Below are 21426 nucleotides of genomic sequence, written 5' to 3'. Positions count from 1 at the left end.
CACCTATTTTTCGCTGACGTTGTTGGTGGATGCGTCACCGCCCGGCGCGACTCCCAGCTGGGCGAGTGGCTCGTTAGGCTCTGCCTCGTTGGCTTGCCCCTGCGTAGGAGGCGGAGAATTGTCGTCGCGGGAACGGCTGATCACCGATCCGAGAAGGACGAGCAGAAAGGCAAAAGCAAGGCCGGTAAGCCCGATGCGGATACGCTGAGCGCTATTGCCTGCAGGATAGGCCATTCCGGTTGGAAGCTATGGCTCAGCACGGTACAATGCAAGCTGGTGCCTTGACGATGGCACCCCCCTTGTGAAAGGCGCAAGGTATGACTCGCCCGTTCACCATCCTCGCACTCGTTGCGGCCGCAGCGCTAGCCGGCTGCAACAACGAAGACCACACCATTGTCGCAGGCCCCGGTGCCGACGATCAGCCGATGAACAATGTCGGCGTCGTCCTCCCGCCGTCGATCCAGGCCAGCAAGGCCTACCGCTGCAAGGACAACAGCCTGATCTACGTCGACTGGCTGTCGGACGGCACCGCGCGCGTGAAGAAGACGCGCGAGGAAGTCGGCACAACGATTGCCGCCGGCGACAAGGCGCTGACGGGCGACGCGAAGGCTGCGTCGATCACCTACAACGGCCAGAGCTGCAAGGCTTAAGCCACAGGTTCGAACAAATTGACGGCGCCGGAGCGATCCGGCGCCGTTTTCATTTGCCAATCAGGCGTGCTCGGGCTGCTTCTGCTGGGAGCCCATCTGCTCCATTCGCCGCTGCATTTCGTCCGGTGGCACCTCCTCGACATGGGTCGCGAGGCTCCACTGGTGACCGAATGGGTCGGTCAAAGTGCCCATGCGGTCTCCCCAGAACTGGTTTTCGAGCGGACGCTGCTGGGTCGCACCGGCGTTGATCGCCTTGTTGAACGCCGTGTCGACGTCCTCGACATACAGCAGGATGCTGGACGTGGGACCGCCGCGGCTCTTGGGGCCGAGGTGACCCATGTCCGGGAATTCGTCCGCGAGCATGACAATGCTGTCGCCGATCTCCAGCTCGGCATGGCTGACCCGGTTGCCCATCGGCAGCCGGAACTTCTCCTTGGCGCCGAACGCGCGCTCATAGAATTTGATCGCCGCATTGGCGTCATCGACCACCAGATAGGGCGTGACGCTGTGATAGCCTTCGGGAATGGGCTTCGGCATTTGATCTCTCCTGACCCCGCCCGGAGCGCCTTCTACTCCCCTTACCTGAGTCGGCCCAAGCGCCCGCCGTGCCGTTCGTCGCAACCTAGCCGCCGCTTGCAGACGGGGCTAAGGGCGCGGCCATGACCGTCCTAGAAGCCAGCCGAATCTCGCCCGAAACCGTCGCCGAACACGGCCTTTCGGAAGAGGAATATGCCCGGATCCTCAAAGCGCTCGGCCGCGAGCCGAACCTCGTCGAACTCGGCATCTTCTCGGTAATGTGGTCGGAGCATTGCTCCTACAAATCGTCGCGCTTCCACCTGAAGAAGCTCCCGACCAAAGCGCCCTGGGTGATCTGTGGCCCGGGCGAGAACGCGGGCATCATCGACATCGGCGACGGAGATGCGGCCATCTTCAAGATGGAGAGCCACAACCACCCGTCCTACATCGAGCCCTACCAGGGCGCAGCGACGGGCGTCGGCGGCATCCTGCGCGATGTCTTCACCATGGGCGCGCGCCCGGTCGCGAACCTCAACGCGCTGCGCTTCGGACGGCCCGACCATCCGAAGATGCGCCACCTGATCGCGGGCGTGGTCCACGGCATCGGCGGCTACGGCAATTGCGTCGGAGTCCCGACGGTCGGCGGCGAGGTCAATTTCGACAGCGCTTACGACGGAAACATCCTCGTCAACGCGATGACCGTCGGCGTCGCGAAGACGGACAAAATATTCTACTCCGCCGCGACCGGCATCGGGAACCCGATCGTCTATGTCGGCTCGAAGACCGGCCGCGACGGCATCCACGGCGCGACCATGGCCAGCGCCGACTTCGACGAGAACAGCGACGAGAAGCGCCCGACGGTGCAGGTAGGCGACCCCTTCACCGAGAAATTGCTGATCGAGGCCTGCCTCGAGCTGATGGCCACCGACGCCATCGTCGCCATCCAGGACATGGGCGCCGCTGGCCTCACCTCGTCCTCAGTCGAAATGGCGAGCAAGGGCGGCGCGGGCATAAGGCTCGACATGAACAAGGTGCCGTGCCGAGAAACCGGCATGACGCCCTACGAGATGATGCTCTCCGAAAGCCAGGAGCGCATGCTGATGGTGCTGAAGCCCGGGCGCGAGGCCGAGGCCGAGGCCATCTTTCACAAGTGGGAGCTCGACTTTGCGGTCATCGGCGAAGTCACCGACACCGGACACATGGTGCTGGAGTTCGACGGCGAGGTGGTGTGCGACATTCCGCTCGGCCCGCTGGCCGACGAAGCGCCGTGCTACGAGCGGCCGTACATCAGCCAGGATGAGTACAAGGCCTGGGCCGGCATCAAGCCGCTCGGCGACGTGCCGGAAAGCACCGACATCGCCGCAGACCTGCTGAAGCTGATGGCCTCCCCCAACCTCGCCAGCCGCCGCTGGATCTGGGAGCAGTACGACAGCCAGGTCGGAGCGGACACGGTTCAACGCCCAGGCGGCGACGCCGCGGTCGTGCGCGTTCACGGGACGAAGAAGGCGCTGGCGATCACCACCGACTGCACGCCGCGCTACGTCTATGCCGACCCGGTCGAGGGCGGGAAGCAGGCGGTCGCCGAGACCTACCGCAACCTCTGCGCGGTCGGCGCGAAGCCGCTGGCGATCACCAACTGCCTCAATTTCGGCAACCCGCAGCGGCCCGAGATCATGGCCCAACTCGTCGGCGCGCTCGAAGGCATGGGCGAAGCCTGCCGCGCGCTCGACTATCCGATCGTGAGCGGCAATGTCTCGCTTTACAACGAGAGCAAGGCGACGGGCGGTGGGAGCGCGATCCTGCCGACGCCGGCGATTGGCGGAGTTGGGTTGCTGGAGGATTGGGAGAAGAGCGTCGGTATTGCGTACGGTGAGGGCGAGGATCTCGTACTCATCGGTCACAGCGACAGCCACGTTGGCCAATCACTCTGGTTGGAAGTCTGTCACGGTCGGCGTGAAGGCACGCCTCCGCCTATCGATCTCGCTGCTGAGAAGCGCACAGGAGAACTCATTCGCCGGCTGGCCAAGGAGAGCTTCGTCAGCGCGATCCATGATTGCTCCGACGGCGGTGCCGCAATCGCCGTCGCCGAAATGGCACTCGCAGCAAACATCGGAATGACCATGACGGTCGTGCCTCAGATTCCGAATGTGGGGGCGATACTCTTCGGAGAAGATCAGGGCCGCTATATAGTTTCGACGTGCAATCCCGAATTCGTTCGTCAGCTTGCCAATGAAGCTCAACTCATCGCGGTAGAGATCGGGGTTACCGGCGGCGACGTCTTGACCTTCGATCTCGTCGATCGCGGCGGACCGCAGTCAGTCTCTCTCGCCGACCTCCGCGCCGCGCACGAAGGCTTCTTCCCCAAGCTGATGGGAGCCGACGCGGCGCTCGCTTAACCGGGAATTCGCGTTCGCCCGCTGTTTTCTTGACTTCGCGCGCACGCGTGAAGTTTCCTCGCGTACCTAACGGAGAGCGAGTGACATGCTGAAGCCGATTGCGTTCGGGACTGCCGTTGCCGGCACGCTCGACATCTTGTTTGCGATGATCCTGACGATCGCGTTCGGCAGCGAGATCGGAAGCATGCTCCGCCGCGTCGGCTCCGGCCCCTTTCCGCAGGCTGTCGAAATGGGTGCGGCCGGATCGATCATCGGCCTTCTCGTCCATTTCACTTTGATGGCGATCATGGCCGCGGTCTTCGTGGTGCTGGTCCGGGCCAAGCCTCAACTTCTCGACACACCCTATCGCACCGGCCTCGCCTACGGCGTCATCACCTATTTCGTGATGAACTGGCTGGTCGTCCCGCTTCGTTTCGACACGCCGCTCCCGCCCAAGCCCTTGTCGATCGCGACCCAGCTATTTGCGCATATCGTGCTGGTGGGCATTCCGATGGCGCTCATCGCGGCGCGTTACTTGAAGCCCCGCTTCGCGTGACAGCAGGTTATTCGGGCACCCCACTCGGCAAGAAGCTCGGCTATCGTGAGGCTATGCGGGTGTTCGTGGACGGCATGCCCGATCCCACACGGCACGAAATCGAGAAAAGCATCGGAGAGAAGCCCGACTGGCAGTTCAGCCCGGAGCCGGACCTCGATGCCGCGCACATCTTCGTCACTGTACGAGCGAAGCTAGAGGACAAGGCTCAGGCTCTGATGCCCCTGCTCGCCGAGGGCGGGTTCATCTGGATCAGCTGGCCGAAGAAAGCTTCGAAGGTCCCGACCGAAATCACCGAAGACACCATTCGCAAGGTTTGCCTGCCGATGGGGCTGGTCGATGTGAAGGTTTGCGCCGTCGACGCCACCTGGTCCGGCTTGAAGCTGATGAGGCGTCGAGTTTGATTCTACTTGCGAATGGTTCGCATTATCGATTATAACGATCTCCATGATCGTCTGCATCTGCAATCGCATCACCGAAAGCGAGGTCCGCAAGGCCACGCGCGCCGGAGCTCCGACTCCGGAAAAGGCGTACGCCTGCCTGGGTTGCGAAGTGCAGTGCGGGTGCTGTCTCGATTACGCGGCTGAGATCATAGAGGAAGAACGCTCGGACCTGCTCGAGGTCGACGCCGTCGCCGCCTGACCTCGGCCCGGACCTCCCTTGACCCCTTTTGACTGAAAGAGCATCGCCTCCCGTGCTACGCGACGGAGGCGGGAATGAAGGGCGACAAGAAGGTCCTCGAGCTGCTCAACGAAGCGCTGAAGAACGAGCTGACCGCGACCAACCAATATTGGCTGCACTATCGGCTGCTCGACAATTGGGGCGTGCGCAAGCTCGCCGATTTCGAGCGCTCCGAATCGATCGACGAGATGAAGCATGCGGATAGGCTCGCCGAGCGCATCCTCTTCCTCGACGGTCTCCCCAACTTCCAGCTGCTCGGCCGCCTTCACATCGGCGAAAATGTCGAGGAGATCCTCAAAGCCGACCTGGAGCTGGAGTTGGAAGCGGTCGGGCAGCTCAAGGGTGCCATCGGCTACTGCGAGAGCGTGAAGGACTACGTCAGCCGCGACCTGTTCTCCGAAATCCTCAAGAATGAGGAAGAGCATGTCGACACGCTAGAACAGCAGTTCGAAATGATCGCCCGGATGGGTATCCAGAATTACGTCCAGCTCCAGTCCAAACCGACAGAGGACTAGGATCCCGCAGGGTTCGGAATTGACTGGAGCTGTTGCGGCTCCGCGCTACCTGACGCTCGACGTCGTCCGTGGCGTCGCGGTGATGGGCATCTTGCTCGCGAACATTGCTGCGTTCGCCCTCCCGGCGCCCGCCTATTTCTCGCCGCTCGCCTGGGGCGGTCACGGGACACGGGAAATAGCCGTCTGGCTGACGACCTTCGTCTTCGTCGAAGGCAAGATGCGCGGCCTCTTCTCCTTCCTGTTCGGCGCGTCGATGCTGCTGGTCATCGAACGTGCTCAGGCGGGCGGCGCAAACCCCGTGAAAGTCCATCTCTCGCGCATGGCCGTGCTGTTCCTGATCGGCGTCGCGCACATGTACTTCATCTGGTGGGGCGACATCCTGGCCCACTATGCCCTGGTCGGGCTGGTCGCCTTCGTCTTTGCCGGATTGAAGGCTGAGCAATTGCTGGCTGCGGCGCTCACGGCGCTCGTCGCGACCCTGCTATGGAACAGCATGGGGCTGGTCGGACTGATCCAGGCGGCCCCGCGCGACACGCCTCAGGCCATCCAGACATGGGACCTGTTTGCCTGGGGCTTCGGTGTGCCGCCGGCCGACTGGATCGAGGGGGAAATCGCGGCAATGCGCGGGCACTGGACGGCCCAGGTCGCGTGGCGGTGGGAGTTCCTCGACGGACCGCTCGCTTTCGTTAAAGCCGTCGGCCCCGAAACGCTGACGGCCATGCTGTTCGGGATGTGGGGATTCCGGTCCGGCTTCCTCACGGGGGCGTGGGAGCGCACAGCCTACCGGCGCGTCGCAGTCACTTGCTTGGGCGTGGCCTGGACGGCCTATCTGCTCCTCGGCCTGAACACGATCGCGCAGGGCTTCGACCAGCGCTGGGTCTACTTCGCGTCGATCGTCGGGTCGGTCCCGTTCCGGATTTTGGGAACGATCGGCTACGCCGCCTTGCTCATCCTCGCGATCAGGCCGGGCGGCCGACTCACCGAGCGCATGGCCGCAGTGGGCCGCGCCGCCTTCACCAATTATTTGGGCACATCGATCCTGGTGACCGCGATCTTCTACGGATGGGGGCTCGGCCAATTCGCGCGCTGGGACAGGGCGACGATCTACCTGATCCCGCCAGCCGTGTGGCTAGTCATGCTGGTTTGGTCGAAGCCATGGCTCGACCGGTTCCGCTATGGACCATTCGAATGGGCGTGGCGCAGCCTTGCGCGGTTGAAGCTGCAGCCGATGAGAAAGCCGCTGCCCGCGGCGTAGCGGCGGAAGCCTAGATCCGGCCGAAATCCTGGTTGCCGACCTTGCGGCCGAAGCCCTGCGGAGCACGCGTCAGCAGCGGGTTCGTTGCCCTGTCGAACAGGTCGACCGTCCTCGAGAACAGCTTTCGAAGCTCGACGACCTCGGGGACCAGTTCGTCCGGGAAGCGACGGGACTCGACGCACAGACGAGCCGTGCTCTCGATCAGCTCCGCGATCTGCGCGAGCGGTTCTGCGCCGAACTGCCGCGCCTCACCCTTGATGGTATGCGCGGGGAGGACGAGCGCGGCCGTGTTCTGGTCGTGCATCGCCTCCTCGATCTGGGCGACCGACTTGGCTCCGTCTTCACGGAAATAGCTCAGAATCCGGATGAAGCCCGCACCTAGCTCGGCGCGGCTCCTCTCGAAATGCACCCAATCGACGAGCTTGAAATCGTCGTCGCTCATTGTCTTCCCCGTGGCCACTTGAGCCTTGGGATACGGCCTAAACGGTAAAATTAGCCTTAGCGGTCGCGCTGATATGGATTCTTCGGTGCGCGGAACGACAGCCGCATCGGCACCGGCCCGAGCTTCAAATCGCGCCGCATCGAGTTGAGCAGATAGCGCCGATAGCTGTCGGGAAGCTGGTCGACACGCGTCCCGAACACGACGAACGTCGGCGGACGCGTCTTCACCTGAGTGATATAGCGAAGCTTGATTCGCCGGCCGCTCGGCGCAGGCGGCGGGTTGGCATCGACTGCGTGCTCGAACCAGCGATTGAGCTCGCCGGTCGAAATTCGCCGCGACCAGGACTCGCGAAGCTCGAACGCGACTTTCAGCACGTCGTCGACGGCCTTTCCAGTCTTCGCCGAGATGGCGAGCACCGGCACGTTCTTGAGCTGCGACAGGCCCTCTTCCAACGCCGCCTTGACGCCGTTGAAGAGCGAGGAGGCGTTCTCCGCGACATCCCACTTGTTGAGCGCAATTAGAAGCGCCCTACCCTCTTCGACCACTTGGTCAGCGATCCGAAGGTCCTGAGCCTCAAGCCCGCGTGTGGCATCCAACAGGAGGACGACCACTTCCGCATGGTCGATTGAACGCAGCGTATCGGACGCCGACAGCTTTTCCAGCTTGTCCTCGATCTTCGCGCGCTTCCGGAGGCCTGCCGTATCGACCAGCCGAACAGGATGGCCCTGCCATTCCCAGTCAAGCGTAATGGAATCGCGGGTAATTCCGGCCTCCGGCCCAGTAATCATGCGCTCTTCGCCGAGCATCCTGTTTACGAGCGTGGACTTGCCGGCGTTCGGACGGCCCACAATCGCGAGCTTGAGCGGCGCATGTTCGTCGTCATGCCCCACTTCCAGTTCTTCGGCTTCGGTTTCGAGATGCTCATGCTCGACGTGCGGGCGGAGCAGGTCGAACAGGTCGACAATACCTTCGCCATGCTCGGCGCTGATGGCGATCGGATCGCCGAGACCGAGCGCATAGGCTTCGAGCCGACCCGTTTCGCCGGCGCGGCCTTCCGCCTTGTTCGCGGCGACCACCACCGGCGTCTTGCCTGCGCGCAACCAGCGGCCAATTTCTTCGTCCAGGGGAGTCAGCCCCTCACGCCCGTCGATCAGAAAGAGGGCGACGTCCGCATCGCGGACTGCCGCCTCGGTCTGCTGACGCATCCGGCCAGGCAGTGTTTGCGGGTCCTCATCCTCGTACCCGGCCGTATCGATCACGCGAAACTCGAGCCCGACCAGCTTCGCCTCGCCCTCGCGGCGGTCACGGGTAACGCCCGGACGATCGTCCACCAGCGCCACCTTCCTGCCGACGAGGCGGTTGAAGAGCGTCGACTTTCCCACATTGGGACGTCCGACGATCGCTACGGTGGGAAGACGGGGCATGGCGAGCGGTTAGCCGATGAATCCGCATCTGCGAAGGCGCGTGATAAGATACTGATTCGTGTGCGCAACGGAACGAGTCACCGGCGAGCGTATTGAATCGCCCGTTCCAAAGCTCGGGAGAGTGAAAGAATGCCGTCGCGACCCGCATGGAGGGGGCAGATCAGACTCGCCTTGGTCTCGATCCCCGTCGAGATCTATCCGGCCACCAAGAGCGGTGCCCAGATCCAGTTTCACCAGGTGCACGAGCCTTCGGGCAAGCGCATAAAATATGAGAAGGTCGTCCCGGGCATCGGCCCGGTCGACCCGGACGAGATCGTCAAGGGCTACGAGGTATCGAAGGGCCATTACGTCCTTCTCGATCCCGAGGAGATCGAGGCCGTCAAGCTCGAGAGCCGCAAGACGCTCGATCTCGTCCAATTCGTCGACGAGGACGACATCGAGGCGATGTATTTCGAGAAGCCGTACTACGTTGTTCCGGCAGATGACCTCGCAGAGGAGGCCTATGTCGTCCTCCGCGATGCGCTGAAGGATGCGAAGAAGATCGGCGTCGGCCAGATGGCGATGCGCGGCCAGGAATATGTCGTCGCGATCAAGCCTTCCGGCCGTGGAATCCTGATGGAGACGCTTCGCTACGCGGACGAAGTTCACAAATCGTCCGGATTCTTCCGCGATATTGGCGACACGAAGCCCGATCCGGACCTGCTCGACATGGCTTCGATGCTGATCGAGCGGAAGGCCGGCGAGTTCGACCCGTCGGAGTTCCACAACCGCTATGTCGACGCGCTGAAGGACCTGATTGCCGAGAAGCAGAAGAAGAAGGGCGAGAAGGTCATTCAGGACCCGGACGCCGACAAGGCCCCGCCGAAGGGTTCGAACGTCATCGACCTGATGGCTGCGCTCAAGAAGAGCCTCGGCGACGAAAAGAAGGGCAAGACCACAAAGGCCGCCGCGAAAAAGGCACCGGCCAAGAAGGCTACCAAAGAGCCGGCACGCAAGAGGGCCTGAGTCATGGCGAAGCGCGCCGGCCTCGACATCGAGACCTACAACCAGAAGCGCGACTTCACGAAGACGAAGGAGCCGAAGGGCCGCAAGCTCAAAGGCAAGGGCGACAGTTTCGTCGTCCAGAAGCATGACGCGTCGCATCTCCACTGGGACTTCCGGCTGGAACTCGACGGAGTCCTGAAGAGCTGGGCGGTTCCCAAGGGCCCGAGCCTCGATCCCGGGCAGAACCGCCTTGCTATGCGGACCGAAGATCACCCACTCGATTACGGCAGCTTCGAGGGGACCATCCCCGCCGGCGAATATGGCGGGGGAACGGTGATGCTCTGGGATCAGGGCCGCTGGATTCCGCATCCGGAGAAGGACCCCCGCAAGACGCTTGAGGAAGGCCACCTCCACTTCACGCTCGAAGGCGAGCGGATGAAGGGCGAGTGGGTGATGTTCCGGATGAAGCCGCGGCGCGGAGAGAAGCGCGAAAGCTGGATGCTCAAGAAGGTCACCGACGACTTCGCCAATCCCGAGAACGGCGAAGAGCTGGTCGATGAGTGCGTGACCAGCGTGACTACTGGCCGGACGATGGCCGAGATCGCCTCAGGCAGCGACGTGTGGCGGTCCGATCGCGGCGGACAGAAGGGCGGCCGCGCGCGGAAGAAAGCAGACGAGGCCCCACCGCCGTTTCAGCAGCCGCAGCTTGCAACGCTTGTCGACGAGGTGCCGCCGGGCGCGAACTGGCTCTTCGAATACAAGTACGACGGCTACCGGCTGCTGATCGCCACCGGCAGCGGCGCGGCGACAGCCTGGACCCGCAACGGGAAGGATTGGAGCGACAAGTTTCGCGCTTTGGTGAAAGCGGCGGCAAACCTACCCGCCGGCTGCCTGATCGACGGTGAAGCGGTTGCGCTGGATAAAGAGGGCAAGCCCGACTTCCAGCTGCTTCAGTCGACGCTCAAGAAAAGCCGGGGCGAGAACCTAGCCTTCTACGCCTTCGACCTGCTGGTCGATCGCGGCGAGGATATCACGCGCCTGCCGACGATCGAGCGCAAGGACCGGCTGAAGTCGCTGCTCGCTGGGGTCCAGCCGCCAATCCTGTTCGGCGATCATGTCATCGGCCGCGGCGAGGAACTGTTCCGCGAAATCTGCAAGGCCGGTGGAGAAGGCCTGATCGCGAAAGCCGCCAACGCGCCCTATCGCGGCGAGCGTTCGCGCAACTGGCTCAAGATCAAATGCATTCAGCGCCAAGAATTCGTGATTATCGGCTGGTCGGAAAGCGACAAGCGCCGAGGCTTCCGTTCGCTTCTTCTCGGCACGCGCGACGGTCGCAAGTTCGCCTATGCCGGGAAGGTCGGCACCGGGTTCAGCGGCGAGTTGATCGAAGACCTGATGAAGCGGATGGAGCCGCTTGAGACCGACAAGGCCGCAGCAGAGGTGCCCCGTGCGGAGCGAAAAGGGGCGCACTGGCTCAAGCCGACCCTGGTTGCAGAGATCAATTTCGCCGAATTCACCTCGGACGGCATCCTTCGTCACCCGAGCTTCGTTGCGCTCCGCGAGGACAAGCCCGCCAAGGAGGTCGTCCGCGAAGTGCCGCAGCATCTAAAGTCGCCGCCAAAGACGAAGGCTCACAAGACGCCGGAGAGCTACGGGATTGAAATCAGCAATCCCGACCGCGTCATCTACCCGAAGGACGGAGTCACCAAGGGCGAGCTCGCCAATTACTACGCGGCCGTCGACAAATTGATCATGCCCACCGTCGCACGGCGACCGATGACCATCATCCGCTGCCCGCAAGGAACGGCCGAGAAATGCTTCTTCCAGAAGCACGACAGCGGCACCTTCGGGGAGCATGTGAAGCACGTCCCGATCGAGGAGAAGGACGGCGACGTGGAGGACTATCTCTACCTCGACGACGTCCGCGGAGTTCTCGCCTGCGTCCAGATGGGGACGATCGAATTCCACGGCTGGGGAAGCAGCGTTCCCAAGGTCGATTATCCCGACCGGCTTGTGTTCGACCTCGACCCCGACGAGGGGCTCGACTTCGCCGCAGTGCGCGAGGCGGCGGTAAGCCTTCGCGAACTGTTGCTGCAGCTCGGCCTCAAGACTTTCCCCATGCTGACCGGCGGGAAGGGTGTGCACGTGATCGCGCCGCTCGATGGGTCGGCGCACTGGGACGAGGTGTCGGACTTTGCCGAGCGCTTCTCTCGCGCGGTCGCCGAAGCCGACCCGGACCGCTTCACCGCCAACATCCGGAAAGTGCAGCGCAAGGGCCGCATTTTCCTCGACTGGCTACGCAACCAGCGCGGCTCGACGGCGGTGATGCCCTACTCCGCCCGCGCCCGCGAAGGCGCTCCGGTGGCAGCCCCAATTGCTTGGGAAGAGCTCGACCAGTTCAGCGGGGGCAACGCTTTCTCGATCCGAGACCTCGACCTATTGCTCGAGCGCGCCAAATCGAAGCCGCTTGCGGGCTGGGGAAAAGCGAAGCAATCCTTGCCGGATGCATAGCCGCACCCGCGCAGCACTCCTCCCCTTACTCTTCATTCTCACCGCCGCGTCGCCGGCCGAGCTACAGCAATGGCGCAATCAGGCCACACGCGTGACGATCACCCGCGACGACTGGGGCGTCGCGCACGTGCGCGGAAAGAGTGATGCGGACGCGGTATTCGGGATGATTTACGCCCAGGCGGAGGACGACTTCCCGCGTATCGAGGCGAACTATCTCACCAACCTCGGCCGTACGGCCGAAGCGGATGGCGAGAAGGCGATCTGGCAGGATTTGCGGGCACGGCTTTACGTCAGCGAAGATGGGCTGAAGGCCAATTATTCGGCAAGTCCCGACTGGCTGAAGAAGCTGATGAACAGCTGGGCGGCGGGCCTGAATTACTATCTCGCGACCCATCCTCATGTGCATCCGCGCGTGATGACCCGATTCGAGCCGTGGATGGCCTTGAGCTTCACCGAAGGAAGTATCGGCGGCGATATCGAGCGCATCGACCTGGGTGACCTGCAGAAATTCTACGCCGGCAAGCGAACGCTCGCAGCGACAGTCAAAGACTTGGAGCCGCGCGGATCGAACGGAATCGCCATCGCTCCGTCGATTACCGCTCGCGGCACAGGTCCTCTCCTGTTGATCAACCCGCACACCAGCTTCTTCTTCCGCTCCGAACTTCAAGTAACCAGCGATGAGGGGCTGAACGCCTATGGCGCCGCGACCTGGGGCCAGTTTTTCATTTACCAGGGCTTCAACGAGCGCACCGGCTGGATGCACACGTCGAGCGGCGTCGATAATGTGGACGAGTTCGCGGAGAAGGTGGAGCGCAAGGGCAAGGGCTTCTGCTACCGTTACGGCCCGCAATGCCGCCCGCTCGTCGAGCGGCCCGTCACCGTCAATTACCGCACCAAAGACGGCAAGCTCGCCAGCCGCACCTTCACCACGTGGCGGACTCACCGCGGACCAATCGTGCGGGAGGCGAACGGCCGCTGGATTGCGTTCGCGATGATGGACAAGCCGGCCGCCGCACTTCAGCAAAGCTTCCTGCGCACGAAGACGCGTGATTTGAAGGACTTCCTAAAGGTCGCCGACCTGAAAGCGAACAGCTCGAACGACACGGTCTTCGCCAGTGCGAAGGGCGAGATTGCGATGCTGATGCCGCAATTCATGCCCCGGAGGGACGACCGCTTCGATTATACGAAGCCTGTCGACGGCAGCGATCCCGCGACCGATTGGGGGCCCCTGCACGCGATTGTGGAGCTTCCGAGCACTACTAACCCTCGCAACGGCTGGGTCCAGAACACGAACACCTGGCCCTATCGCGCGGCTGGACCGAACAGTCCGGATCCGAAGCGCTTTCCGAAGTACATGGACATGTTCGGCGAGAATTATCGGGGCGTTCACGCGCTTCAGCTGTTGACGGGAAGCAAGGGCTGGACGCTCGACCGGCTTCAGGCAGCAGCGTTTGATAGCTACCAGCCGGGCTTTGCCGAGCTGATCCCGCAGCTGATCAACGCCTATGACGCACTGCCGAAGAGGGATGCACGCCGCGCCTCTCTCGCCGGTCCGATCGGAACGCTCCGGATTTGGGATTATCGCTGGAGCGCTGGCTCGGTTGCGCAATCGCTCGCGATGTTCTGGGGCGACGAACTCAGGAACGCGCTCAATCCGCCAAAGGACGAGCCGGCCAACAAGGTCATGATGCGCATCGGCCGCGACACCAGCCCGGCGCAGAAGCTCCAGGCGCTCACGGTCGCAATCGCCCGGCTGAAGCGCGACTTCGGCTGGGCGAGCGTTCCGTGGGGGGAAATCAACCGCTTCCAGCGCATCTCGCCTGCGATCGAACATCCGTTCAGCGATGCCGCGCCGAGCATCCCGGTGCCGTTCGCCTCCAGCGCCTACGGCACCCTGGCCGCGTTCGGCTCGGCTCCGAAGCCGGGAACGAAGAAGTGGTACGGTACAAGCGGCAACAGCTTCGTCGCGGTAGTGGAGTTCGGCCGCCGAGTCCGTGCCCGCGCAGTCACTGCCGGCGGGGAGAGCGGCAATCCCGCCTCACCGCACTTCAACGACGAGGCGGAGCGCTATGCCGCTGGCAACCTGCGCGAGGTCTATTTTTATCCCGACCAGCTGAGCGGCCACACAGAGCGCCGCTACAAGCCGGGCGAGCGCTAGCGGATCGCGTCGAGTTCCAGACCGCGCGTCTCGCGAGCTAACAGGGCGCTGATACCGCTGATCACGCAGGCCGCACCGACGTAGATCGAGACCGGCATGGCCGAGCCGTAATCCTTGTACAGCCACAGTGCGATGATCGGGGCCAGCGAACCCGCAACGATCGATGTCAGCTGGTAAGCGAGCGACACGCCGGAATAGCGGATGCGGGTTGGGAACAGCTCCGTGATGAACGCCGCCTGCGGGCCGTACATCGCTCCGTGCAGGACAAGGCCGACAACGAGCGCGGAGATGATCGATGCGTTATCGCCGCTGCCGAGCAGGCCGAACATGACGAAACACCAGGCGGCTAGACCGAACGCGCCGAATGCATAGACGGGCCGCCTGCCGATCCTGTCCGACAGCGCCGCAAAGAGCGGGATGGCGAAGAACTGGACGGCCGCGCCGATCAGCAGTGCGTTGAGCGCCAGGCTGCGGCTCTCCTTCGAGACATCCACGAGGAAGGTCAGCGAGAATACGGTGAGGATGTAATAGGAAATGTTCTCGCCGACACGGAGGCCCGCCCCAAGGACAAGCGCTTTCGGTCGTTCGCGCAGAACTTCAATGGCGGGTACTCGGGCAGGCGCCTCAGCCGCGTCGAACTCAGCTTCGAACATCGGGCTCTCGGCAACGCGATTGCGGATGTACCAACCGACGACGACGAGCAGCGCGGACAGGATGAAAGGCACGCGCCAACCCCAGTCGAGGAAGTCCTCCTCGGCCTGAAGCGCGGCCATGATCGCGAGCATTGCAGCCGCAAGCAGATTGCCCGCCGGAACGCCCGCCTGCGGCCAACTTGCCCAGAAGCCACGCCTCGCGGCGTCACCATGCTCGGCGGCCATGAGGACCGCTCCACCCCACTCCCCGCCGACCGCGAAGCCTTGCACTAGCCGTAGGGCAATCAGGCCGATCGGCGCCCAGATGCCTACCTGCGCGTAGGTAGGAAGCAGGCCGATGAAGATCGTCGCGACGCCCATCAGGATGAGGCTCAGCATGAGGAGGCGCTTGCGGCCGATGCGGTCGCCGAAATGGCCGAAAACGACACCGCCGACCGGCCGCGCGACGAACCCGAGCGCATAGGTCGCGAACGCCAGCAGGGTGCCAGTCAGCGGGTCGAATTCAGGGAAGAACAGCTTGTTGAAGACAAGGGCGGCGGCGGAGCCGTAGAGGAAGAAATCGTACCACTCGATGGTCGTGCCGATCAGGCTTGCCATCACAACACGCCGGAGCGGCGTCGCTTCACTCGCCGATTGAGTCATCCTGTTCTCCCCGCGCCCTCTTGGGGTTGGCGGGGAGAACAGGCAAGCGGCGGTCTTAGAACTTCACTCCGACCTCGACACCCCAGATGCGCGGCTCGTTGACCATCGCGGTGAGATTGTTGAAGTCGATCGCGGACACGGCACTCTCGTCGTTGGTGATATTCCGGACGAAACCGGCGATGTCATAGCGGTCGGTGCGATAACCGATGCGCAGGCCGCCCTCGAGAAGTTGGTCGTCGCTGAACTCGACCGACTCATAGAGGAAGAAGTTCACCTTTGAGCGGTGGTACCAGTCGGTGAAGACGTAGACGTTGCCCGGACCGACCGGATATTCGTAACCGGCGGTGAAGTTCAACGTCCACTTCGGGGCCTGCGGCAGCGGGTTGCCGTCGATGTAAACGATGGCTGGCGAGGACGCCGGGACCGCGATCGGATCCAGCACGGTGCACGGCGCAGCGCAGGTCTCGACGGTCAGGTTCTTATCGTCGATGCGCGTGTGGTTGTAGCTGAGGCCCGCAGTCAGCGTGAGGCCGCGAGCGGGTCGCGCCTCAAGCTCGGTCTCGAAGCCATAGCCCTTCACCGCGTCCGCATTGAGCAGCAGGTTGGCGTTGGCCGCACCGCCGACCGCCGATAGCTGGAGGTCCTTGGTCTTGAAGTAATAGCCGGTCAGGTTGAAGCGCAGCTTGCGGTCGAGAAGCGTCGACTTGAGCCCCGCCTCATAGGACATGGTGTTTTCGCTGTCGGCCGTCGTCACGTCGCGGTCGAACAGGATGCGGCCCTGGATCGCCGGTGCGCGATAGCCCTTTGCGACGCGCGCATAGACATTCACGTCCGGGTTGATCTCCTGGATCGCGCTGAGATCCCAGGTAAGGACGCTGTCCTTCACCCGCGTAGTAGTCTCCGGAACCGGTCCTCCGCCGACGAAGATCGGGCGGACGTCGAACAGGCGTTCCGCCGTCAGCTTCTTCTTGTCGTGGTTCCAGCGAGCGCCGGCCTGAAGCGTCAGGCCGCTGGTCGTCTTGTAGTTGACCGAACCGAAGATGCCGAGCGCCTTGGCGTCCTGCCGCTGATTGACGATCGCGGCCGGGGTGAGATCGGTCGGCGCGCCGAAGTCGAAGCTTTCGATGTCGAGATTCTCGTCGAAGTAGAAGATGCCCGCCTGATAGCCGAGGCCCTTCGTGTTGTTCGACGCGACCCGGAGTTCCTGCGTGAACTGGTCAAGGCTCGGGATATTGTCCTGGCTCTGCGCCGGGAAAGGAATGAACCCGGGCGCGCTGTTGTTGGTAAAGCCCGGACCGCAGAACGAGCAGCCGAAGCCGCCGTCGATGTCGCCGCGGCTCTTGAGCGTGCCGTGCCAATAGCTGGTCACGGAATAGAGCGTTGCCGGCCCGAGATCGTATTCGATGGTGCCGGCGATATTCTGCGTCTTCAGCCGCTGGAAGTTCAGGCCGTCGGCATGGACTTCGTCGCGCTTGAAGTCGCCGCCGTCGACACCGATCAGGTGATTCGTGCCCTGCTGGATTGCGTTGGCGCGGAAGATGCGCGCGTCGCCGTCGAGATCGCGAAGCTGACCCGTCAGGCGGATCTTCAAGGACTCGTTTGGGGTGAATTCGACCTGCGCACGAACGGCGATGTCGTCATAGCCTTCAAGGTTGTGCTTACCCGGCGCGTCGAGGTTGTCGATCCAGTCGTTGCGATGCTGCCAGAGGCCTGAAATGCGGACCGCGACCGTGTCGTTCAGACGGCCCCCGACGCCTGCTTCGGCGTTGATCGTCGAATAGGAACCGTAGCTGATCTTGGCGTAGTTGTTCCCGCTGCCCGGCTTCACCGTGTCGAACTTGACGATGCCGGCCGGCGTGTTGCGGCCGAACAATGTTCCCTGCGGACCACGGAGCACCTCGATCCGGTCGACGTCGAATGCCGGAAAGCCCTTGAGGATAGGATTTTCGAGGACGACGTCGTCATAGACCAGGCTGACCGGCTGCGATGCGTTCAGATCGAAGTCAGTGTTGCCAAGGCCACGAATGTAGAAGCGCGGGAAAGTACGTCCGAACGAGCTTTCGATGTTGAGGCTCGGAACGCGTCCGGAAAGGCCGCGAATGTCTGCGCCGCCGGAGTTGACGGCGTCGAGCGTCATTTCATCGATCGTCGCGACCGAGACAGGAACGTCCTGAAGGCGCTCGGCGCGGCGCTGCGCAGTAACGACGATGTCGCCAACGCCCTCGGACTGAGCCGCTGCGGGCTGCGCCGGTGCGGGCTGGTCGGGTGCCGGCTGCGCTGCCGGGTCCGCCGTCTGGGCGGCTGCCGGAGTTGCAAACATGCACGCAGTGGAAAGCGCCAATACCGAAATTGACGTGAAACGGACGCCCATCGCTTTATCCCCCCGGATAAGTTCTCGCCGCGGCCGGGCGGGCCGCGGACACTTGTTGCAGTTGTCGGTGCCCCTAGTCAGTCATTCGACGCGAAAGCTACGCCAAACATTCACATTGACGCGAACTTGTCGGTCGCCCGGACGAGCCCGTCAAGGATTCCCGGTTCGTTGAACAGGTGACCAGCGTCCGGAATGATATTGAGATCAACCTCCGGCCAGGCCTTCTTGAGCTTCCATGCGGCAACCGGAGGCGTGCAGGTGTCATGGCGACCCTGGACGATGACTCCCGGAATTCCGCGAAGCTTTTCGGCCCCCTTCAGCAGCTGCCCAGGCTCGAACCAGCCATTGTTCGCCATGTAGTGATTCTCGATCCGGGCGACCGCGACTGCGACCTCCGGGCTGGTGAAATGCTCGATCGTTTCCGGGCTTGGTAGAAGCGTGACGATGTCGCCTTCCCACTTGCTCCACGCCTTTGCGGCGCGCAGCTGCTCGTCCTTGTCGTCGCTGATCAGCCGCTTGCGGTAGGCTTCGACCATGTCGGCGCGTTCCCTTTCGGGAACGACCGCTTCGAACTCATCCCATTTGTCGGGATATACCGAGGAAGCTCCGCCATAGGCATACATCCAGTCGATCTCATATTGATCGAACAGGAAGATGCCGCGCAGGATGATCTCGGTAACCCGCTCGGGATAGGTCTGCGCATAGGCCAGGGAAAGCGTCGAGCCCCAGCTTCCGCCGAACACCTGCCATTTGTCGACCTTCGCGACCTGCGTACGCAGCTTCTCGATGTCGTCGACAAGGTCCCAGGTCGTGTTGTTCTCGAGGCTCGCGTAGGGCGTCGACTTGCCGCAGCCGCGCTGGTCGAAGACGAGGATCTTGTACTTGTCGGGGTTCCACTGCCTGCGATGGTCGGGGCTTGAACCGCCGCCAGGCCCGCCGTGAAGCATCACAGCCGGTTTGCCGTTCGGATTTCCTGTCAGCTCCCAATAGAGGCTGTGGCCGTCGCCCACGTCCAGCATGCCGGTCTCGTAGGGGGTGATTTCCGGATAGAGCGTCCGGCGCTGGGGGGTGGGCATGTCCATCAGAAGCTGAACTCCTCGTAGATGCGCGAAACGTCCCCGTTCCACTCATTATGAAACTTGTCGAGCAGGCGATCGGCGGGCGTCACGCCGGTTGCGACAACTTCGTGCAATGGGTCGAGGAAGCCGCTCTCATTGTCTCCCGCTGAATTGAGGCGGGCCCGGCGGCTGAGGCCATCCGAAGCAATCTGGAGGACCTGCCGTGCGAGGTCGTGAACGGTGCCGCCGCGTGGAAGAGGCGTCTTCAGCGCGGTCTTGGGGACGGCGTGGCGAACCTGCGAGCGCTCCTCGATCGTCCAGTCCTTGACCAGGTCCCAAGCCGCATCGAGCGCCTGGCTGTCGTACAGAAGGCCGACCCACAGCGCGGGAAGCCCGCAGATCTTGCCCCACCGGCCGCCATCCGCGCCGCGCATCTCGAGAAAGCTCTTGAGGCGCACTTCGGGGAAGATGGTCGAGAGATGATCGACAAAGTCGGATAGGCGCGGCTTTTCGCCCGCCAATTGGGGCAATTTGCCCTCCAAAAACGACCTGAAGCTCTCGCCTGCGACGTCGATGTACTTTCCGTCGCGGTAGACGAAGTACATCGGCACATCGAGCGCATAGTCGAGGTAGCGCTCGTAGCCGAACCCGTCTTCGAAAACGAAAGGCAGCATGCCTGTTCGGTCGGGGTCGGTGTCTTCCCAGATATGGCTCCGGAAGCTCCGATAGCCGTTGGGCTTGCCCTCGGTCAGCGGAGAATTGGCGAAGAGTGCCGTCGCGACGGGCTGCAGCGCGAGGCCGACGCGAAACTTCTTCGCCATATCGGCTTCCGAACTGTAGTCCAGATTAACCTGAATGGTACAGGTGCGAAGCATCATGTCCAGGCCGAGGGTGCCAACCTTGGGCATGTAGTTGAGCATGATCTTGTAGCGGCCCTTGGGCATGACCGGCAGGTCGGACCGGGCCTTGTCCGGCCACATGCCAAGACCGAGGAACCCGAGCCCGAGCCGTTCTCCGATGGTCTTGCACTGGCCCAAGTGCCGATTTGCCTCGGCGCAAGTCTGATGGAGATTTTCCAGCGCCGCGCCTGACAATTCGAACTGTCCGGCAGGTTCAAGGCTGATCGTCCCATCCGGCCCCGAAAGAGCGATCGCATTTTCGCCTTCGATCACGGGCGCCCAACCGAACTCGGTAAGGCCGTCGAGAAGATCGCGGATCCCGCCCGGCTCGGCATAGCTCGGCGCGCGATGATCCTCGACGCGATAGACGAACTTCTCGTGCTCGGTGCCGATGCGCCACCGCTCGGCGGGCTTTTCGCCGCCCGAGAAGACGGAAAGCAGATCGTCGCGGCTTTCGATCAGCCGGTGCGTCGCGGGCGTATCGTCGGTGCGTTGCGTCATTCGAAGCGCCGCTTAGCTTCGCGCTCGAGGCGGCGCCAGCACTTCCGATTTATGGTTCCATAAGACCAGAGGGTCAGCACCAGTCGCCCGCGACGGCCATGTAAACGGCTAAGGCGGCCAGCGCGGCCGTTTCAGCGCGGAGGATGCGCGGTCCAAGCGAGACTGGAATTGCGTTGGGCGCGGCGCGGATGACGGCTCGCTCGTCGTCGGTGAATCCGCCTTCCGGCCCCGTCAGGATCACCGCTGGTCCCGGCTTGAATGCAGACGCCGCGGGCTCGCCGCCGCCTTCGTCCGCGAAATAGATGGCCCGGTCGGCCTGCTTGAGAAGCTGCGCGAGCGAGATCGGCTCATCAATCGTCGGTAATCGCGTCCGCCCGCATTGCTCCGCCGCCTCGGTCGCGATCGATCTCAGCCGCTCAAGCTTCACCCGTTCCGCGATAGTGCGTTGCGTGATGACGGGAATGAGCTTCGCGATGCCGAGCTCGGTCGCCTTTTCGACGAGCCAGTCGGTTTGCGTTCGCTTGACGGGCGCAAAGGCCAGCCAGACGTCCGGAATTGCTTCAGGCTCGCGCGTCCGTTGCTCCACGGTTAGCGCCATCCGCTTCTTGCCCGCCTCGGAAATGCGGGCGAGCCATTCGCCAGAGGTTCCGTCGAACACCAGCAGTTCGGCCCCCTCGCCGAGCCTCATCACATTGCCGAGATAATTGGCCTGGTCCGCGTCCAGATCGACGCGCACGCCATCACGCAGCTGCGCGCGCACGAAAAGGCGCGGCAGGCTCTTCGGAGGCCAGGCTGGCGTGGCGGGCATGGAGCCCGCCTACGTCATTCCCGCAGGCGCGGGAATCCCGCTGCGGTCAATTCCTAGTTTGGATTGCCCGGTTCGCGGATCGGCGAAAGGTGCGCGTTGCATGCGCCTGCGTCACCCGGATTGAACTCCCTCGGGTCGGCGCCGAAGTTCGCGACATCCTGCCCAAAGGACTGAGTGCGCCCCGGAGGTCCGCTCTGCGAACCGTCAGGATAGTCGTTCAGCCCTGAAAACTTGCAGATCGAAACGCCGTTCGAAAAATCGTCTTTCGGATTGCTGGTGCTACCGTTCACTTCGCCTGCAAGAGCCGGCACGGATATCGTGGCAGTACAAAATGCCGCCACGAACAGGAGATTCCTGTTCATCTGCTCTCTCCTTACGATCCACCCGGAGTCGCGCGTAATAAACCCAATCGGGTTGCTAGTGGCAGTTA

At 63.0% G+C, this 21426-nt stretch carries 20 protein-coding genes; 10 read left to right on the top strand and 10 right to left on the bottom strand.

All coding sequences use genetic code 11. From position 1 onward, the window contains the following. Positions 1-3 precede the first annotated feature (3 nt). On the bottom strand, positions 4-234 hold the full coding sequence (locus ACMC5O_RS01220; RefSeq protein ID WP_187708039.1) for a hypothetical protein: 231 nt from the start codon (positions 232-234) through the stop codon (positions 4-6). A gap of 83 nt (positions 235-317) precedes the next feature. Between ACMC5O_RS01220 and ACMC5O_RS01215 the strand changes: the two genes are divergently transcribed. After that, positions 318-650, top strand: a complete 333-nt coding sequence (locus tag ACMC5O_RS01215) for a hypothetical protein (RefSeq protein ID WP_187708040.1) — start codon at positions 318-320, stop codon at positions 648-650. A gap of 60 nt (positions 651-710) precedes the next feature. On the opposite strand, the gene ACMC5O_RS01210 is transcribed toward ACMC5O_RS01215, so the two are convergent. Continuing rightward, complete coding sequence (locus ACMC5O_RS01210) at positions 711-1187, bottom strand: VOC family protein (RefSeq protein ID WP_187708041.1); 477 nt, start codon at positions 1185-1187, stop codon at positions 711-713. Positions 1188-1309: 122 nt separating this feature from the next. Here ACMC5O_RS01210 and purL point away from each other — a divergent pair, with 122 nt between their 5' ends. The 6 genes from purL to ACMC5O_RS01180 all read left to right on the top strand — a co-directional run bounded on the left by purL (position 1310) and on the right by ACMC5O_RS01180 (position 6545). Then, a complete protein-coding gene (gene purL / locus ACMC5O_RS01205; RefSeq protein ID WP_426693122.1) occupies positions 1310-3562 on the top strand; it encodes a phosphoribosylformylglycinamidine synthase subunit PurL in 2253 nt (750 codons plus the stop codon). 85 nt (positions 3563-3647) lie between these two features. Beyond that, the gene (locus ACMC5O_RS01200) at positions 3648-4097 is read left to right on the top strand and encodes a hypothetical protein (protein WP_187708042.1); all 450 of its coding nucleotides are present in this window, start codon (positions 3648-3650) and stop codon (positions 4095-4097) included. After that, the gene (locus ACMC5O_RS01195) at positions 4094-4498 is read left to right on the top strand and encodes a hypothetical protein (protein WP_426693121.1); all 405 of its coding nucleotides are present in this window, start codon (positions 4094-4096) and stop codon (positions 4496-4498) included. The genes ACMC5O_RS01200 and ACMC5O_RS01195 overlap by 4 nt, the downstream gene beginning before the upstream one ends. Positions 4499-4541: 43 nt before the next feature. After that, positions 4542-4736, top strand: a complete 195-nt coding sequence (locus tag ACMC5O_RS01190) for a (2Fe-2S)-binding protein (RefSeq protein ID WP_187708043.1) — start codon at positions 4542-4544, stop codon at positions 4734-4736. A 74-nt stretch (positions 4737-4810) separates the two neighbouring features. Beyond that, entirely contained in the window at positions 4811-5290 is a 480-nt protein-coding gene (gene bfr, locus ACMC5O_RS01185) for a bacterioferritin (RefSeq protein WP_187708044.1), read from the top strand. 19 nt (positions 5291-5309) lie between these two features. Next, complete coding sequence (locus ACMC5O_RS01180) at positions 5310-6545, top strand: DUF418 domain-containing protein (protein WP_426693120.1); 1236 nt, start codon at positions 5310-5312, stop codon at positions 6543-6545. A gap of 10 nt (positions 6546-6555) precedes the next feature. Here ACMC5O_RS01180 and ACMC5O_RS01175 read toward each other — a convergent pair whose 3' ends face one another. Together ACMC5O_RS01175 and der are read right to left on the bottom strand one after the other, a co-directional pair. Next, positions 6556-6987: an Hpt domain-containing protein gene (locus tag ACMC5O_RS01175; RefSeq protein ID WP_187708045.1), complete on the bottom strand. Its 432-nt coding sequence runs from the start codon at positions 6985-6987 to the stop codon at positions 6556-6558. Positions 6988-7043: 56 nt separating this feature from the next. Continuing rightward, positions 7044-8411 (bottom strand): ribosome biogenesis GTPase Der, encoded by a 1368-nt coding sequence (der, locus tag ACMC5O_RS01170; protein WP_187708046.1) that lies wholly within the window; start codon positions 8409-8411, stop codon positions 7044-7046. 129 nt (positions 8412-8540) lie between these two features. Here der and ACMC5O_RS01165 point away from each other — a divergent pair, with 129 nt between their 5' ends. From ACMC5O_RS01165 to ACMC5O_RS01155, 3 genes are read left to right on the top strand one after another with little or no spacing between them, the layout of a single operon-like run. Continuing rightward, positions 8541-9416: a Ku protein gene (locus tag ACMC5O_RS01165; RefSeq protein ID WP_426693119.1), complete on the top strand. Its 876-nt coding sequence runs from the start codon at positions 8541-8543 to the stop codon at positions 9414-9416. Between the two features lie 3 nt (positions 9417-9419). Beyond that, entirely contained in the window at positions 9420-11906 is a 2487-nt protein-coding gene (ligD, locus tag ACMC5O_RS01160; RefSeq protein WP_426693118.1) for a DNA ligase D, read from the top strand. Then, entirely contained in the window at positions 11899-14064 is a 2166-nt protein-coding gene (locus tag ACMC5O_RS01155) for a penicillin acylase family protein (protein ID WP_426693117.1), read from the top strand. The genes ligD and ACMC5O_RS01155 overlap by 8 nt, the downstream gene beginning before the upstream one ends. Here ACMC5O_RS01155 and ACMC5O_RS01150 read toward each other — a convergent pair. The 6 genes from ACMC5O_RS01150 to ACMC5O_RS01125 form a co-directional block, all read right to left on the bottom strand. Further along, on the bottom strand, positions 14061-15359 hold the full coding sequence (locus ACMC5O_RS01150) for an MFS transporter (RefSeq protein ID WP_426693116.1): 1299 nt from the start codon (positions 15357-15359) through the stop codon (positions 14061-14063). The genes ACMC5O_RS01155 and ACMC5O_RS01150 overlap by 4 nt on opposite strands. Before the next feature lie 55 nt (positions 15360-15414). Next, positions 15415-17730, bottom strand: coding sequence for a TonB-dependent receptor (locus ACMC5O_RS01145; RefSeq protein WP_187708047.1), 2316 nt, complete (start codon positions 17728-17730; stop codon positions 15415-15417). A gap of 110 nt (positions 17731-17840) precedes the next feature. Next, a complete protein-coding gene (pip, locus tag ACMC5O_RS01140; RefSeq protein ID WP_246444108.1) occupies positions 17841-18812 on the bottom strand; it encodes a prolyl aminopeptidase in 972 nt (323 codons plus the stop codon). Continuing rightward, on the bottom strand, positions 18812-20188 hold the full coding sequence (locus ACMC5O_RS01135; RefSeq protein WP_187708048.1) for a glutamate--cysteine ligase: 1377 nt from the start codon (positions 20186-20188) through the stop codon (positions 18812-18814). The genes pip and ACMC5O_RS01135 overlap by 1 nt, the downstream gene beginning before the upstream one ends. Positions 20189-20261: 73 nt before the next feature. Further along, positions 20262-20996 carry a 16S rRNA (uracil(1498)-N(3))-methyltransferase gene (locus ACMC5O_RS01130; RefSeq protein ID WP_426693115.1) on the bottom strand — a complete coding sequence of 245 codons (735 nt, stop codon included), beginning with the start codon at positions 20994-20996 and terminating at the stop codon, positions 20262-20264. Positions 20997-21049: 53 nt separating this feature from the next. Further along, complete coding sequence (locus ACMC5O_RS01125; RefSeq protein WP_426693114.1) at positions 21050-21358, bottom strand: hypothetical protein; 309 nt, start codon at positions 21356-21358, stop codon at positions 21050-21052. Positions 21359-21426: the final 68 nt, after the last annotated feature.

The organism is Sphingomonas sediminicola, assembly GCF_049991885.1.
GTDB classification, from domain to species: domain Bacteria; phylum Pseudomonadota; class Alphaproteobacteria; order Sphingomonadales; family Sphingomonadaceae; genus Sphingomicrobium; species Sphingomicrobium sediminicola.
Note: the sequence above shows the minus strand (reverse complement) of the source record. Positions and strands in the feature narration are given on the sequence as shown.

Bases quoted from the DNA above. Each gene is read 5' to 3' on its own strand.
- ACMC5O_RS01150 (WP_426693116.1), bottom strand. From the start codon at position 15,359: ATGACTCAATCGGCGAGTGAAGCGACGCCGCTCCGGCGTGTTGTGATG.
- bfr (WP_187708044.1), top strand. From the start codon at position 4,811: ATGAAGGGCGACAAGAAGGTCCTCGAGCTGCTCAACGAAGCGCTGAAG.
- ACMC5O_RS01145 (WP_187708047.1), bottom strand. From the start codon at position 17,730: ATGGGCGTCCGTTTCACGTCAATTTCGGTATTGGCGCTTTCCACTGCG.
- pip (WP_246444108.1), bottom strand. From the start codon at position 18,812: ATGGACATGCCCACCCCCCAGCGCCGGACGCTCTATCCGGAAATCACC.
- der (WP_187708046.1), bottom strand. From the start codon at position 8,411: ATGCCCCGTCTTCCCACCGTAGCGATCGTCGGACGTCCCAATGTGGGA.
- purL (WP_426693122.1), top strand. From the start codon at position 1,310: ATGACCGTCCTAGAAGCCAGCCGAATCTCGCCCGAAACCGTCGCCGAA.
- ACMC5O_RS01210 (WP_187708041.1), bottom strand. From the start codon at position 1,187: ATGCCGAAGCCCATTCCCGAAGGCTATCACAGCGTCACGCCCTATCTG.
- ACMC5O_RS01200 (WP_187708042.1), top strand. From the start codon at position 3,648: ATGCTGAAGCCGATTGCGTTCGGGACTGCCGTTGCCGGCACGCTCGAC.
- ACMC5O_RS01125 (WP_426693114.1), bottom strand. From the start codon at position 21,358: ATGAACAGGAATCTCCTGTTCGTGGCGGCATTTTGTACTGCCACGATA.
- ACMC5O_RS01175 (WP_187708045.1), bottom strand. From the start codon at position 6,987: ATGAGCGACGACGATTTCAAGCTCGTCGATTGGGTGCATTTCGAGAGG.
- ACMC5O_RS01135 (WP_187708048.1), bottom strand. From the start codon at position 20,188: ATGACGCAACGCACCGACGATACGCCCGCGACGCACCGGCTGATCGAA.
- ACMC5O_RS01220 (WP_187708039.1), bottom strand. From the start codon at position 234: ATGGCCTATCCTGCAGGCAATAGCGCTCAGCGTATCCGCATCGGGCTT.
- ligD (WP_426693118.1), top strand. From the start codon at position 9,420: ATGGCGAAGCGCGCCGGCCTCGACATCGAGACCTACAACCAGAAGCGC.
- ACMC5O_RS01155 (WP_426693117.1), top strand. From the start codon at position 11,899: ATGCATAGCCGCACCCGCGCAGCACTCCTCCCCTTACTCTTCATTCTC.
- ACMC5O_RS01215 (WP_187708040.1), top strand. From the start codon at position 318: ATGACTCGCCCGTTCACCATCCTCGCACTCGTTGCGGCCGCAGCGCTA.
- ACMC5O_RS01165 (WP_426693119.1), top strand. From the start codon at position 8,541: ATGCCGTCGCGACCCGCATGGAGGGGGCAGATCAGACTCGCCTTGGTC.
- ACMC5O_RS01190 (WP_187708043.1), top strand. From the start codon at position 4,542: ATGATCGTCTGCATCTGCAATCGCATCACCGAAAGCGAGGTCCGCAAG.
- ACMC5O_RS01130 (WP_426693115.1), bottom strand. From the start codon at position 20,996: ATGCCCGCCACGCCAGCCTGGCCTCCGAAGAGCCTGCCGCGCCTTTTC.